The organism is Dysgonomonas sp. ZJ709 (genome assembly GCF_011039195.1).
In the GTDB taxonomy this organism is placed as follows: domain Bacteria; phylum Bacteroidota; class Bacteroidia; order Bacteroidales; family Dysgonomonadaceae; genus Dysgonomonas.
Map to the genome: position 1 here is coordinate 25,656 of NZ_JAAKEM010000009.1, position 15,617 is coordinate 41,272.

13 protein-coding genes and 1 tRNA gene are annotated in these 15,617 nt (G+C 33.3%); 3 read left to right on the top strand and 11 right to left on the bottom strand.

The genetic code is table 11. The features are described from left to right. The first annotated feature begins 23 nt into the window (after positions 1–23). Positions 24–884 (top strand): AraC family transcriptional regulator, encoded by an 861-nt coding sequence (locus tag G7Y56_RS08115; RefSeq protein ID WP_165042588.1) that lies wholly within the window; start codon positions 24–26, stop codon positions 882–884. 2 nt (positions 885–886) lie between these two features. On the opposite strand, the gene G7Y56_RS08120 is transcribed toward G7Y56_RS08115, so the two are convergent. From G7Y56_RS08120 to G7Y56_RS08130, 3 genes are all read right to left on the bottom strand, one after another. After that, positions 887–1,750: an AraC family transcriptional regulator gene (locus tag G7Y56_RS08120; protein WP_165042590.1), complete on the bottom strand. Its 864-nt coding sequence runs from the start codon at positions 1,748–1,750 to the stop codon at positions 887–889. A gap of 307 nt (positions 1,751–2,057) precedes the next feature. Continuing rightward, positions 2,058–3,767: a SusD/RagB family nutrient-binding outer membrane lipoprotein gene (locus G7Y56_RS08125; RefSeq protein WP_165042592.1), complete on the bottom strand. Its 1,710-nt coding sequence runs from the start codon at positions 3,765–3,767 to the stop codon at positions 2,058–2,060. Positions 3,768–3,779: 12 nt separating this feature from the next. Further along, positions 3,780–7,061, bottom strand: coding sequence for a SusC/RagA family TonB-linked outer membrane protein (locus G7Y56_RS08130; RefSeq protein ID WP_255498684.1), 3,282 nt, complete (start codon positions 7,059–7,061; stop codon positions 3,780–3,782). 918 nt (positions 7,062–7,979) lie between these two features. On the opposite strand from G7Y56_RS08130, the gene G7Y56_RS08135 reads away from it, so the two are divergent. Further along, positions 7,980–8,504, top strand: coding sequence for a TlpA disulfide reductase family protein (locus tag G7Y56_RS08135; RefSeq protein WP_165042597.1), 525 nt, complete (start codon positions 7,980–7,982; stop codon positions 8,502–8,504). Next, positions 8,501–9,094, top strand: coding sequence for a thioredoxin family protein (locus tag G7Y56_RS08140; protein ID WP_165042599.1), 594 nt, complete (start codon positions 8,501–8,503; stop codon positions 9,092–9,094). Before G7Y56_RS08135 ends, G7Y56_RS08140 begins: the two co-directional genes overlap by 4 nt. 169 nt (positions 9,095–9,263) lie before the next feature. On the opposite strand, the gene G7Y56_RS08145 is transcribed toward G7Y56_RS08140, so the two are convergent. The 8 genes from G7Y56_RS08145 to G7Y56_RS08180 form a co-directional block, all read right to left on the bottom strand. After that, a tRNA-Arg gene (locus tag G7Y56_RS08145) sits at positions 9,264–9,337 on the bottom strand. Between the two features lie 221 nt (positions 9,338–9,558). Then, positions 9,559–9,777, bottom strand: a complete 219-nt coding sequence (locus G7Y56_RS08150; protein WP_165042601.1) for a hypothetical protein — start codon at positions 9,775–9,777, stop codon at positions 9,559–9,561. A 12-nt stretch (positions 9,778–9,789) separates the two neighbouring features. After that, entirely contained in the window at positions 9,790–10,671 is an 882-nt protein-coding gene (locus tag G7Y56_RS08155; RefSeq protein WP_165042603.1) for a hypothetical protein, read from the bottom strand. A 908-nt stretch (positions 10,672–11,579) separates the two neighbouring features. Then, the gene (locus tag G7Y56_RS08160) at positions 11,580–13,454 is read right to left on the bottom strand and encodes a DEAD/DEAH box helicase family protein (protein ID WP_165042605.1); all 1,875 of its coding nucleotides are present in this window, start codon (positions 13,452–13,454) and stop codon (positions 11,580–11,582) included. Positions 13,455–13,899: 445 nt separating this feature from the next. Beyond that, complete coding sequence (locus G7Y56_RS08165) at positions 13,900–14,187, bottom strand: hypothetical protein (protein ID WP_165042608.1); 288 nt, start codon at positions 14,185–14,187, stop codon at positions 13,900–13,902. Further along, positions 14,184–14,948 (bottom strand): hypothetical protein, encoded by a 765-nt coding sequence (locus G7Y56_RS08170; RefSeq protein ID WP_165042610.1) that lies wholly within the window; start codon positions 14,946–14,948, stop codon positions 14,184–14,186. The genes G7Y56_RS08165 and G7Y56_RS08170 overlap by 4 nt, the downstream gene beginning before the upstream one ends. Positions 14,949–15,043: 95 nt before the next feature. Further along, a complete protein-coding gene (locus G7Y56_RS08175; protein WP_165042612.1) occupies positions 15,044–15,199 on the bottom strand; it encodes a hypothetical protein in 156 nt (51 codons plus the stop codon). Further along, positions 15,192–15,590 (bottom strand): transposase, encoded by a 399-nt coding sequence (locus G7Y56_RS08180; protein ID WP_165042614.1) that lies wholly within the window; start codon positions 15,588–15,590, stop codon positions 15,192–15,194. Before G7Y56_RS08180 ends, G7Y56_RS08175 begins: the two co-directional genes overlap by 8 nt. Positions 15,591–15,617 lie beyond the last annotated feature (27 nt).

A 15,617-nucleotide genomic window follows, 5' to 3' on the forward strand; every position in this document is an offset into this window, starting at 1 on the left:
ATAATATAAAAACGATACTCCTTATGCATGGTACAAAAGAGAATTTAGATCTGATACTGTTGAATGTCGGCTATTCGGAGCTTAATGCCAATTGGAACTGGAAAAAAATATACAGCCCTTTTGCACGGATTTACTACATAAAAGATGGTATAGCAAAAACAAATATTGCAAATCAGACTTATATTCTGGAACCAAACCATTTATACCTTACTCCACCGTTTACTGAACATGACGATGAATGCGATAGTTATTTCTCGTTGTTCTACATTCACTTCTATGAGAATTTGATAAACAAAGAATCTGTATTTGATAAGTTTGATTTTCCAATAGGCATTAAAGCGACACCTTTGGACTTATTGTTAACGGAAAGGCTATTGAAAATAAACCCCGACCGGCATTTGAGACATTTCGACCCGCAACTCTATGACAACCCTCCCACGTTTTCGCAATATGTGGCTGACAATAATAAAATGCCACTACATTCTGTTGTAGAGACACAGGGTATCTTATCGCAATTAATGTCCAGATTTCTTGAGTTGGTGAGAATAAAGACTTATGATAAGGATTCGCGCATAAATAAAAGCCTGAAGTATATACACGAGAATATCGATAAGAATATTTCTATCTCTGATCTATCTGATGCAGCATGTATATCCGAAGATCATTTCATACGCATTTTTAAAAATGTAATGAATCAGACGCCTGTCAGATACATCAATCTAAAAAAAATAGAAAAGGCACAACTATTGCTCCTGACTACTGAGCGGGCAATAAGAGATATTGCGTTCGATCTGTCGATTGACAATATATCGTACTTCAATCGTGTATTTAAGCAGTATATGAATATGACACCGAGTAAGTATAGAAAAAAATACAGCAAATAATATCAGAATTTATTACCTATCTTCCTATATTCAGTGGGAGTCCGTCCCGTATAATATTTGAATATCCTGTTGAAATAAGAAATATTATCCAAAGACAGTTCGAGAGCTACCTCCCGTATCGGCATATCGGTGGTCAGGAGCAATAGTTGTGCCTTTTCTATTTTCTTCATATTAATATACTTCAATGGTGTACATTTCATTTCTTTCTTAAAGATGCGAATAAAGTGATCGATCGTGACACAGGCAATGTCGGCTAACTGAGTTAGAGTGATGTTATTTTCTGTAGTCTCGTGAATATATTTCAATACATTATTAACCCTTATATCTTTACTATCTGCTTTTAATTTTACTAATGCATAAAATTTAGATAACAGCTGGTACAGGATTCCCTGTGTTTCGAATTTTGAGCGCCTCGACATTTTATTATTATCAGCCACATACTGCGAAAACGTGGGAGGATTGTCATAGAGTTGCGGGTCATAATCCCTTAGTTGCCGGTCAGGATTGATATCCCACAGTCTTCTGACCAACATCATATCTAAAGATGTCGCCCTTATTTCTATCGGAAAATCGTATTTGTCGAACATCGACTCACGATTAATAACATCTTCATAGAAATGAACATAATAAAGTGAAAAATAGCTTTTACACTCATCATCGTGTAATGTAAAGGGTGGTATCAAGTATAAATGATCCGGTTTCAGATCATATGTCGCTTCATTTATATAAATAGTAGCATCTCCTTCCGACACATAATATATCCGTGCAAAAGGGCTGTATATTTTTTTCCAGTTCCAATTGGCATTAAGTTCCGAATACCCTACATTCAACAATATAAACTTAGGATTCTCCAGGTCTTTAGGCATAAGGTGTATCGTTTTATACTATATAAAAGTAAACAAAAAAAACAATAAGTATCAGGTTATACCACTTGCAAAAAAATCACACTTAGTTCATTGTAAATAACTAATTATAAATTTATTAAACCAGAAGCGAAGCGAATGTTTTTTATTACAATGAAATGTAAACACAATAAAAAAAGAGCGAAAACAAACAATAAGATTGTGGTAAAAAAGCAAAATATCAGCAACATACGAGAATAAAAATTAATTACACCATCCCCATATGCTGCTGATTATAAAAACTCATCAATCAGGTTTTAAAAAAAACTCTTTATTCTTTATCCCACCATAGGCGACCATATGCATCATCTATATTACCAAACTCAGGATTACTTTTCATATCGTCCAAACGTTTTTTCAGGTTGATATAATTATGAACTCCTTCGTTAGGATATGAGAATATTACTTTACGAGGAACTATGCGGGATACTCCTAATATAATAGGTTCTTCAAATTTGACAATCGAAGATGTCCTGTTCGGATAGTTAGTACGTTTCCAAAAGGCATAAGCCTCATCGACATTCTTAAAATGCTCTATATAAGTCTGAGCATATATCTGCTCCAATCCTTTACCGGTATTCCATTTAATATCAGGTTTTGATAGGAAATTGGTTATTTCAGCCTCAGTCATAGCTTCATAATTAGCTATGTCGCAGAATTTACCTAAAGCATTCCACTGATCGAGAGATGCTCTCACACCATCTTCATACCATTTTTGTGCTGTTTTAGCACTAGGAATGTTCTCCGTCAAAACAAATTCAGCAGCCAGAAAGCAAAAATCGGCATATGTCATAACGGGTGCCCAGTTTCCGCCACTGCCTTCCGTATCATTCCCTTTCCATAAGCGAACCTGCGGCATATTAGCCGGACGCATGTCGGTTTGAGTTGTACCTTGCTCTAAATAATATCTTAGTCGACGCCTATCCTTTGTCCAACTATCATAAGATGCCGAACTGCCTTCCCATCTTGTATAAGTATCGGGAATCAATTTTGTAGGATCTGTCTGTTGAGCATTGAATGCAGTCACATTTTCGGGAGTCAGATTATTTATAACGAAATACATACGTCTTCGGGGATCTTCATTTCTATTCAAATAATCCATCATACAGTATGTTGCTATATCCATATCTTTAATGGAATGCCAATCTCCTCCATGTATATTAGTATATAAATTGTCGAACCAGAGTATAAAACTATCATCGTTACTACTGAATACATTTGCTGTATTAGATGAAGCCAGCACTTCGGTAGCGATAGTTTTAGCCTTAGCCGGCTCTCTTTTCAATATGCGGCTAGCCAAACGAAGCCTGATTGCATTCGCTGCCTTTATCCACTTTTGGGTATCTCCGTTATATGCACGATCCTGACCTTTCAATGAAACTTGAGATGAAGATCCCATCGCACCTTGCAAATTTGTAATACATTCTTTCAGCTGATTATCCCATACTGCAACCAATTGCTCTTGTGTTTCGAACTCGGGAGTCATACTCACATCATCTACTTTACCTTCTCGGGCAAGCCAACCTTGGCTATACACCAGTGAACCAAACATATCGGATGTCTGTATCCCTTTAGCAATAAGCAGTATGCGGGCAACCTGATTCAGGTTTGAATAATCCGATGCATTATCTTTGAGACTGCTTAAATACTTGATATTAGTCACATAACTACCCATATCATTGTATTCGCCATAAATAGAATTCCCTATAGATGTAGAGAAATAATCATACTGAGTCTGTGTATATCCCCATATACCGGCTCCATATTGCAGCCATCTATATTTCGATGCATAGATTGCATTCCAGCAATGACCGGATGTAAGCATGTTTATTTCGGCAGTGTACAACATTTCCTCAGGATTAATTGTAGGAAGTGATGCAGGGTCTGTGTTCAGATTCTCAAAATCGTCTGTACAACCGGTAAATTGGATTCCGCACAATGATATTACCAGCGATATTATCAATATTTTAATTTTATTCATGATAGTACATTTTTAGAAGGTTAGATTAAGTTTTATTCCATAATTTCTACTGTATACACTACCTCCGGCTTCGTAATACTCCGAGCTGTAATTGGATTTTAGTCCTTCAGGATGGATATTATCCGGCAGGCTATTATATAGAAAACCGACATTACGAACAATGAATCCTAAAGTAGCCCCTTTTATAAAAGCCTTTTCCGTCCATCTTTTAGGAATATCCCAGTATAACGATACCTCACGAAGTGCAACCCACGACAGTTTATGTACCGAAGCTTCTCTGATACCATTTCCCCAGTCATACATATTCGCATAATACATATATGCCGAAAGAGGATCTACCAATTGCTTATCATAAGCCTCACGATAAGTCATGCCACTCAGGTCTACTCCATTTTTATTTTTAATTCCTTTGTCGAAAACACCATCGGGTATCATACCATCGTATACGGTACGCCCGTCGGACAATTTGCGTTCCAATCCTCCTAATTCTTGTGTACGGCCTTCTAAACTACTCGCCAATCGTCCACCAGCCATACCATAGTTGTACGAGGCTGAAAATATGTCGCCCCCAACACGAGCATCAAAAACAGCCCCCAGATTAAATCCTTTCCATTTAAGATTGGTAGCCAAACCACCTAAAAAATCAGGTTGTATACTACCGATTTTTTCAGATGTTCCCGAACGAATCCATCCTCCGGCAGAATTGAGCAGTTTGTTTCCATTCTCATCACGCTTGTAAGCATAGCTTGAATATATATCACCATATGCACCACCCTCGGTAGCCCAAGCTTGCGTATCGGCTCCTCCTCCGGGTAGTTGATATTTGGTTACACCCGGATATAATTCAATGATTTTATTTCTGTTTCGGGTATAGGTTAGTGATAAATCCCATACAAGATCTTTGGTTCGAATAGGTGTCGCAGTCAACAATAGTTCAATACCTGAATTCTGAATATTACCGGCATTAATGATTCTATAACCAACACCCGTTTCTGTAGAAGTAGGAAGTGCCAGAATCTGGTTTTTAGTATTCGTTTTATAGTATGCTACGTCTATGCCGATACGATTGTCGAACATTCTGTAATCGATACCGAATTCGATGGCATATTGTTTTTCGGGTTTCAGGTTTGCTGCTCCTAAGTTGTTATTTGCATATTTGAAATACGGATAAGTTCCCGAACCGAAATAACCATCTTTAAAAGAGTTATAATAAAGATATGTACCCGGATTAGTAACCATATACGGATCGGTATCGTTACCAACGATGGCGTAAGATGCTCTGACCTTAGCAAAAGATATAGCTTTAGGCAAGCTCTCTTTGAAAGTCTCAGTTAAAAGCCACGATGTACTTACTGATGGATAGAAATATGATACATTTCCACTACCATCTACGTATCTTAATGTCGAAGACCAGTCGTTACGTCCTGTTATATCCAAGTATACCTGACTTTTCCAATCGGCATTAACAAAACCGTATACAGAATTTATTCTTTTCCTGTTTACATTCGCACGTGCCTCGGTTGTAGCAGGGTCTACAGAGTTGCTTAACTCGAATATTCCCGGGACTCTTAATCCATTATTTGTTGTCGAATTGTGATACGATTGGCGCTCATCGAAACGCTCTGTCGCTAGCGAACCACTAAGTCCAAGATCATTGAACCGATGAGTTGCCGTCAACATCGCAGCAGCTCTATATTGTAGCTTTTTGCTTTCGTTGAGGCGATAGGAAGCTCCACGAAATTCTGATGGTTCTGTTGCCAGATTCATGACTTCGAATGTTTTATAGATACGGTTCATATCTGCGTTTACAACAAATTTAAGCCAGTTGGTCAATTTGAAATTAACATTTACATAACCTCTATAATTTTCTTCTTTCTGAGTTTGATTGTTTTCCAGATAATCAAATATTGTCGATGAATAGCCAAACGGATCATTACCATTGTAACCATCACGAGCTACACTCCAATAGTTCTGCATCCAGTATTGGGTATCGTAATCACGAGGTACACTATACGAAAAATCGTATACGGGTGACATATCTCCCCCCTGATAGGTTGGGTTTCGTCCATCAGAGCTTACATAACTGAACCCTGCCTCAGTAGATACAATGCTACTAATCTCTTGGGTAGCATTTAGCGAGAAACTATTTCTGTCGAAAGTATTGTTTAAACTAATACCATCGCTTTGGAGATTGGAATACGAAAAACGGAAAGTTCCCTTATCGCTACCTCCTGATAGGGCGACATTGGTATTTATATATCTACCTGTGCGATACATATCTCTCATATTGTTAGGATAAGCCTGATGTATACCATCATAAATTCCGGCAACAGTATATGGCTTATAATCGTATTTGGGACCGAAGTTTCTGTTTACTTCAATATTTCTATTTTCTGTACCATCATCATTCAGAGGCCAAAGCGGATATGTTCCCATCCCAAATTCATTTTGTAATTTAGGAAAAGAGTAAACGCTTTCCCATTGTTGCGTATGCGAGAAATTGATTCCTAAACCCTGATTCTTTTTTCCTTTTTTGGTGGTAATTAATATTACACCATTAGAGGCACGAGATCCATACAAAGCTGTTGCTGCTGCACCTTTAAGCACAGATACAGTTTCGAAGTCATCCGAATTTAAGTTCTTAAGATCGTTACCAAAGTCCCGATCAAAATTATCCCCTGTTTTGGTAACTTCGTTATCTACAATAATTCCATCAATAACAAAAATAGGTTGATTATTGCCCGACATCGAAGTATTTCCCCGAATCAGTATACGTTGCGAAGATTGAGGTCCGGACGAACCCATATTAATCTGAACTCCGGCTACTTTACCTTGCAAAGCATTAACCGGATTTACAATATTAGACTTTACAAGATCGTCGCCTTTCAGTTCAGTCATAGCATATCCCAAAGCTTTAGAATCTCTTGTCATACCTAAAGCTGTTACAACAACTTCATCCAGAATTTTGTCGTCGCTGGCCATAGTCACATTTATTACTTTTTTTGTGCCAACCACTACTTCCTGCGTAGCAAAACCGATGAAAGAGAATACCAGAGTCGCTTTTTCATTTGTTGCCGAGATCGTGTATTTTCCATTAGTATCAGTCATTGTACCGTTGGTAGTATACTTTACAGCGACACTTGCTCCCGCTATAGGCTCATTGTTCGTATCCACAACAGTTCCACTAACTGTTTGTGATTGGACTAAAAGGTGAGGGCTAATAAGAAAACAACAAAAAAGTAGTAATCTGAAAACGATTAGCCTAATTTTTCTTTTTTTACAATAAACATTCATAATCGTAAAATTTAGGGTTAATGAGTAAATGTTAGATCTAAGATTTCTAGTTTAAAAGTTCTTTTTTCAGTTAATGATAATTCATTTATTTTAGGTTAAATTAACCTTATTGCAGACAATCAATATGCTATATCTAAATAGGGGCTTAAAACAAAATATTTGTGAATAGAACAGAGAAAATCAGATTATTATCTAGGTTTTATTGCTCGTACAGAATGTTTGCTAAATGCAGTAATTGCACTATAGATGATCAGTTCATACCTTTTATAACTAGGCTTCGTAATTTTACAATTTATTGATAAGCTATCTTATGTTAACTTAAGATTGTAATCAGTTAAGACAAACGTATAGTTAACAATCAATAAACACTTGCTCATTTTCGATGAATGAATAATACATAATCGATATAATACTTATTGACGTTTTGGTTAATGCAGAGAAAACATATCGTTTATGTCCCTAAGGTAGAAATCAAAGGAAAACTCTTTTTTATTGTTAGCATACACACATACATCTATCCTTTAACACCTTACACAAATAAAAAAATCAATGGCAAACAAAAACATTTCGACAATAGCAAAACGAAAGAAATACAAAAGAAGAGATGATACAAAAGTTATAATAATACTGTAATAATCAATTATCGACCAAATGGATAAATAAATAGATTTATTTTGTCATTCAGTTGTACAGAAATAAACTGGGCGGCCAAACTATTCTTATGGAAAAGCTATCTCATAAACATAATGCAAAATGTAGCCAAGATTCAGATTACTTAATAATAGAAATTTGTTTACAGAAATAATAAACAATTTTCCTAAATTATTATAAAGTTTATTATGTAAATCGATTCTCAACAAACATTATAGTTTATCAATCTGTTAATTTAATAGATAAATACTATAAGAAATTTTGTATATGATTATCAATAAATTATCAACTTATATATTTTTAGCCGGTTGCTTTATATTCCTCACAAGTGGAATTCCCCCTACTGAGAACGAGAGTCAAATCAGTAAGATTCCGGTCTATACTTTCGATGAGATAGAACCGATGTTTCATCCTGAAACATCGAACGACACGACATACGTTTTCAATTTCTGGGCTACCTACTGCGCCCCCTGCATCAAAGAACTTCCTCACTTTGAAGCAATCGGCAAGAAATATGCCAACGAAAAAATAAAAATCGTCTTAATAAGCCTTGACTTCAAATCACGTATTGAAAATGGCGTAATTCCTTTTATCGAGAAGAGGAATATAAAGTTACCGGTTATCGTACTTGCCGATCCGGATGCTAATGCTTGGATCGACAAAGTAGATCCTTCGTGGGATGGAACTATACCCGCAACTCTGATTGTGAAGAAGGGAGAAAAGGCTTTTTACAGTAAAGAGTTTACCTATGAGGAACTTGATTTATTAATAACTAAATTTTTAGAAAAATGAAAAAAATTATATTATTGGCTGGGGTTTTAATTTTAATGTGCTCAGGAATATTTGCACAAGGTTATCAGATTGGTGATACCGTTACCGACTTTAGACTCAAGAATGTAGATGATACTTTTGTTTCGCTCGGTGATTATAAAGATGCGAAGGGATTTATTGTCGTATTCACTTGCAATCATTGTCCGTATGCACAAGCATATCAGGAGCGTTTGGTGGCTCTGGACTCAAAATATAAAGAAAAGGGCTATCCTGTTATAGCAATCAATCCGAACAGCCCTGTAATTTATCCGGCTGACAGCTTCGATGAAATGAAGAAACGCCATAAAGAGGCCGGTTTCACATTCCCATATCTTTTTGATGACGGCCAAAAAGTTTATCCGATCTTTGGAGCTACCAAAACTCCTCATGCATTTGTGTTGGAAAGAACCAGCAAAGGAAATGTGGTTAGATATATTGGAGCAATTGACGATAATTACGAGGATGCTTCGGCTGTCAAAAAGACCTACATTGCCGATGCAGTAGATGCATTACTAGCAGGACAACCTGTCGCTGTGACCACAACAAAAGCCATCGGCTGCGGAATTAAATAAAAGAAGACATTGACTGTTCCACTCATGTTGATTTATGGTTTACATCTTGGGTTAGAATAAATATGCATTAACCCTAAATCTACACTTTAAACAATAAAGACAGTGGCAAGTATCTAAATAAAGAAAGCATGTAACTCATTGAATTACATGCTTTCTTATTTATTAAAAGTGACCGCGCTAGGATTCAAACCTAGAACCTTCTGATCCGTAGTCAGATACTCTATTCAGTTGAGCTACGCAGCCATTGCTTAATTGCGTTGCAAAGGTAACTCATAATCAATAGGTTATAAATGAGACTTTCAAAACACTCTTTGATATTATTTTGTTGGTTTAACTGGTGGTTTAACTTTCTTAATTAAATCAAGATGATTAATAATTTTGTTTACTATTTATACAAAAATAGTGAGCAGTTTTCATACTCACTAAATCTTTCATTTTGAAATTTTCCATCTGAATGGTATACTTTAGCTTTTCCTATACTTTATTGCTATTATTACTAATATAGGTATGAGAATATAAACTAAAAATTCAGCAATATCATAATCACTGATATCTTCAAATCCATCACTAAATGGGTAGAAATCGCTATTATCGAATTTTAATTTACCAAAACATAATAGTATCAGCAAGTTAAATGCTACCCATATTAAATATGATCCTTTTTCTTTACTTGAAAGTTTCATAATATGTTTTTATTAGTTATCATCTTTTTTCTTTTTATCACCTGATTTTATAATGAGTAGTATTATAAATAATAAAATAGTCGTTCCTATGCCTACGTTTATTGCAATAGTCCCTATTTCATTATTTCTTTCGTTTTTCCTAAAGTCTTCGATGTTCTCTATATCATGCATAGATTGAATATTATCATCATATCTACTATAATCAGGTAGTTGATTACCAATAGATTCAATAGATTCAGCAGGTCTATGTTCACTTAATATATCACCAATTCGTCTTGTTAATGAATTTTCAGTATTTTTAGCTATTCTTAATTTTAATTTTTCTAATCTATCATTTGTATCAGCATCAGGAGATAAATTATCCCCTTGACCACTTTTTAATCCTGATAAACATTTCTCTAAAAATGAATAAAAATCATTATCTACAGATAGTTTTGAAAAGACCATAAATTCATATACATATTTCTCAGTCAATATTACAGCCTGTTTTATATTAAATCCTTGTTCTTGATATTTAAAAGTCAAACCATATATATAATTATTTCCTTGAATTTGTTGTGGAGTTCCCTTAGATTTTGCCCAATTCAATAAATTCGATTTTATCGTATTTTTATCTGATTCAATCATGGATGAAAAGTTCATAGGTAGTGTATTTGCCATTATTTTATATACTATAGCATTATCTATATCCTTCTCATTGATAGCCCCAGAATAATAATATTCATAGCCAGCTTGTTTACCTTGAATAAAATTACATGGTGGATTTGTTATAGTTAGTTCTATAGAGGGTAGGTCTAATTCTTTTGTTGTATTAGTATTCTCAATGCCCTTGCTATATATAGCGCTTAAGCCAAATAAATTCACAATAAATAACAGAGATAAAAATTTCTTCATAATATTTAGTTCTAGTATCGGCTTACTCTAAAAGTTTTCAGCAACCCTTTGTGCACATATTTACATAAAGAAGGCATGGTACTCGCCTATATCAGTTTCAGAGGTATCGCCAAACACCTACAGCCACAATAAGGAAAGCCCATGCCTATAACATGAACATTCACCTATCACTATGTAGCTGTTTCAATTAAATTGGCGATTTTCTGAAACTACAAGCAATAAAGCAAACGCTTTATATTAATTATGTTCTAATTCTTCTATTTCTTCATAAGCAATGATTTAAATTCTATTACACAAAAATAGAAATTCTTACTTAGAATAAATCATATTTGAAGAAAATAAGATTAAAACACTCGGCATGGGCTATTTATTATTCTAACTTATTTCTTTTTACTACGATCTTGCCTGTCTCTCCCAAAAACTAAAAATGTAATTATGCCACACACGAGATAGGTTAAAATTTTTACAATTACTTCCATATATCATTGTTTTTAAATGTTAGAATGGGGGAATATCCACCCATCCAATAACAGGGGGGAGTCTTTTAAGGTCTATCATACTCTTAAACATGCTTATTTTTGATGAAATAATGTAATTTTTACCTAAAAAATTGAATTTAAACACATTATATATAAGAAAAGAGGTAGACTACTATTGTAAATATTCGTTTAAGGAAGTAAATAAAGTTGAATTATTTAGATTATCGATAAATATAACTTTATAATCTAAGGTTAAAAAAGTTATATAGAGCATACGGTTATACTTAAATAAAAAATATCAAATGTCGAATTTTTATGTAATTTTCTTCTTAAGAGACTATTACTTGCAGAATTATTCGACATTACTTTATAATAAAAAGAGGTATTCCAACTGTTGAAATACCCCATTAATAAACTAAATATCAACAATTACATTCTTTGTAATCGATACTTCGATCTCGTATATATAAAATGAATCTTACTGATCTTAACTCCATCCATTCGTTTATCCTCTATTGTCACTTTAGTTTTTTTTATATCAAAATACTCTACCAAGTCTGTTGTTTTTGCTTTAGCATTTATGCGTAGTTTTTTATAACAGTCTTTTATTATAGCTTTTGCTTCTGCATTAGTGTATACACTTCCTTCTCGAAAAACATCTTTCAAGATTGATTTTATGGCTTCTTTTGTTTCTGGCATATTATTACGAACCTCATTTTTAATGTCAGTTACATTGTATCTCAGTGCCTTAACTTTGCCAATAGTTAAAAATTGATATGCATGTGCAACGAGTGGATTTATCGATTCTATATCTTTGGCTCTTTGAGGTATTGCAGCAAAGCCCTCTGGCTTATTTTCCATAACAACACAATATTCCTCATATAAAGATTTGAAAGGAGGTGTTTTATTTACAACATCCATAAAATCTCTTAGTTTTTGTTCCCACTTAATAGCTTCCTCTATATTAAAACCATCTTTAGCATAAGCCTCTGACATTGTTAGACCATTTGCATACACTGCATGGATAGTTTCGAATTTCCATTGATTATATTTTATTTTTAAATCGTTTAGATACATCTTCTTATTCAGTTCATCATATATTACGAAACTTTCAGTACTGTCATTATCAACTTTTTCTATAATACTGCGTTCATAACCCTTTTCTTCCTTTTTCAAACATTCGAAGGATTTTATATCTCTTTCTGCATCTGCTATCTTATCAGAAAGTTTGCGCTCAAACTCATATATGTCAAGTATATACCCAGTGTTATACACATGGAGTATAGCGTGTTTGAATAAATTGTCTTCATTTCTTATACGTCCTGCTATTTGTCGTATATCTGTTGATACATCCAGCATAGTACTTGTATGTTTGCCGTCACTAACAACGACAGTTAATCCAGCTTTTGAGAAAAAATCGACACCACAGAATGCTGTTTTTGTACAAAACGTGAAAGGTTTGTTTGATTCTCCTTCTTTAGGTATAGAGCCTATCTTAATATCTCCCAAAGTAGTTCTGTTTTTTGCATTATCTGCACATATGATATTTACATCATCATTTGTCAATCCTACTTTTTTTATGATTGTATTTATTGCTGATACTGAGTTTACATAAAAAAAATATTCTTTTACATTTTTTTCCTTTATCGAAAATGAGTTTCCTGCCCTATGTCCTATTATCATTCTGGAAATGTATAAGAATGGACTATCTACTTCAATTCGATGAGGTGTAATTATTACCTGATTTTCACCCCAATTTATTTCATACTGCTTTAGCCCTATCAGTTCGTTTGGAATGAACTCGTTAGGTATTGGGGTCGCTGACAAATAGGTAACGTGTTGTACATCTTGTAATTCTTGTAAAAACTTCAATATTACTTTGTCCCGATACATAACACTATCAAGAAGTTCTTGATATTCATCTACAATTATCTTATAGTCTTGAATTTTATCACCAAGTGCATTACTAACCTTTCCAAATGAGTTGTAAGTAACCATAATCTTGACAGGCTGCACCCCTTCACATTCAACAATATAAGCCTTGATGTCACTTTCGTATACACCTTCTAGTACACCTAAAAGCACATATCCACATCTATCATTGGGATATTGTGCGACTTTATTATTAACTAGTTGTTGTGTTGGGCAGCAAATGATTACAGGCTGATCATTTTCAATCATCAAAGATGTTGCTCCACACCCTGTATTCTTTTTATTAAAAATACCATCTGGTAGTGTTCTCATAAACTCGTTAACATACATCGCTCCTTTGGGAGCATTAATAAGCTCTATATCAGTATTCAAAATGTTTTCTTTTTTATATTTATTATTGATATTTATTATTGATATTTATTATTGATATTTATTATTGATATTTATTATTGATATTTATTATTGATATTTATTATTGATATTTATTATTGATATTTATTATTGATATTTATTATTTAAATTAAAAATCACACAATATACTTGTGAGCTTTCATGTAATAATTGTCTATAGAAGACTCCTATTGCTAGAAAAAGCGATATTTAAAGATACTATAATACATTCCATATTGCAGCATCTGACATTTTTATTTTTTTAGTTTGGTATATTGTAGGTAGAAATCTTTATTCAGTCTTGTGATATATAAAAGGCTATATCTCGTATATTATGAATACATGTATGTCTGAAATAGATGTAATATATTTAGGTAAAATTAGCAAGGCATTCTAAATCAGAATGCCTTGCTAAATAAAGTAAAATTTATATATTTAAATTTTTCACTTCTTTAAACCAATTCCATAAATCAACATTCATTCTACCCCAATATCCTTGCTCAAATGAATCCATATCAATCAACACAACTAAAATAGAAATCTTTTCAAATTCACCTTGCGCAATTTTATTATATACTTGTTGTGGACTTAAATCTGTTTCCACAACCCATTGTCCATTGAAAAAATTATAATGTTTTCCAATATTGCGTATCCTTTCTTTAAGAACTTCATTTTGAATGAGAGGATCATGAGTTATTAAGATTATATTTTTCATATCTTGTTTATGTTTACTTTTATCATATTATTCATTTCTTTTTGGCGATCATGCCATTCTCCATTCCAATCAATCTCAACTTTGAATTTAAAAGGTTGACAATTAGATGAATATATACATAAATCTGCAATCCATTTCCCTCCTAAATATTCATGTTCAATATCTGCACCTATTAGAGATAATTTTGCGGGAATAGGATCACCCGATTGTTCGGGAGTTCCAGTTATTTGGGGAGGAGAAATATAAAATATTTCCATTATTTTCTTACCTGAACGTGGTATATAAACCTCATCTTTATCTACTTGCTCCCATTTTATAGGTGAATTTTTTGTTAATAATTTTATTGGATGTTTTAATGAGTCATTTTTAAATGTAAGATTTTCAAGATATAGTTGACAATTGTCAGCATTAATATTTCCATTATTGATAATTTCGATTGAATGAAAATATCTAACAGCCTTTTTAGTAGAACCTTGTCCTTTCCCTATTTCCTCTGATATTTCTTCATTTATTAACTGTACTTGAAATTTGACTTTTTTAAACAATGATTTTATATCATCTAAAAATAGAGCCACAATAACAGCAGTTATAGTTCCTGTTGCACCCAATAACTCAACTAAATTCCCATAATATTGACCTTTACTTATTGTATCTGGCTCAAATTGTGGTTTGAAAAAATCAATAGGAATAAATGCAGCTATTATATATCCTACAAATATTAACCCTATTGTTCCTAACAAATAACAAATCGTTCTTTTCATGTAAAAATGATTTTTTTTTGTAAAAATAACATTTATAAGCATATATTTAAAATAAAAATCCACATAAGTACGACCTGTATTATGCGGAAACATTTTTAATGTAATAAGTAAGGGCGTAATAAATTGTTATCTCTTCTTTTTTTGTCAGTTTTAGACGGTTTTATTTTTGCTATTTCAGTAATAATCTGACCAAAATTAGGTTTCTTCTTACTGTCATTTGGTTTTTCTTTCTTTTCTTTTTCATCACTCATAAATCAAATTTTCATAAGTTAAACGAGCACAATACAAAGATAACATTTTATTTAGACGTTCTCCTTCTTTTAGCTTTCTTGTGTTGTATCTAAAAACAAATTCATCACACATTTCTGTAAATGTTTTCGGGTCATGGAATGGTAGATAGCTATGAACCACTTTTTGAGTGATTCGAATATTGTACCATCCTGAACATAAATTGTTTACTACATGAGGAACATTAATATCTCTTACCATCTGAAATGAAAAACAATACACTTTTTCACATTCACAATGGGGACAACAGGGTTTTTCTCCCCATCTTTTAACTGCTAAATATTCAATACAGGTCTTTTCTTCTTTGAAATATTCAACGAGTTTTATCAGACTGTTAAATTCATCTTTAAACATATCCATATTTGATAATGATTGTACTAT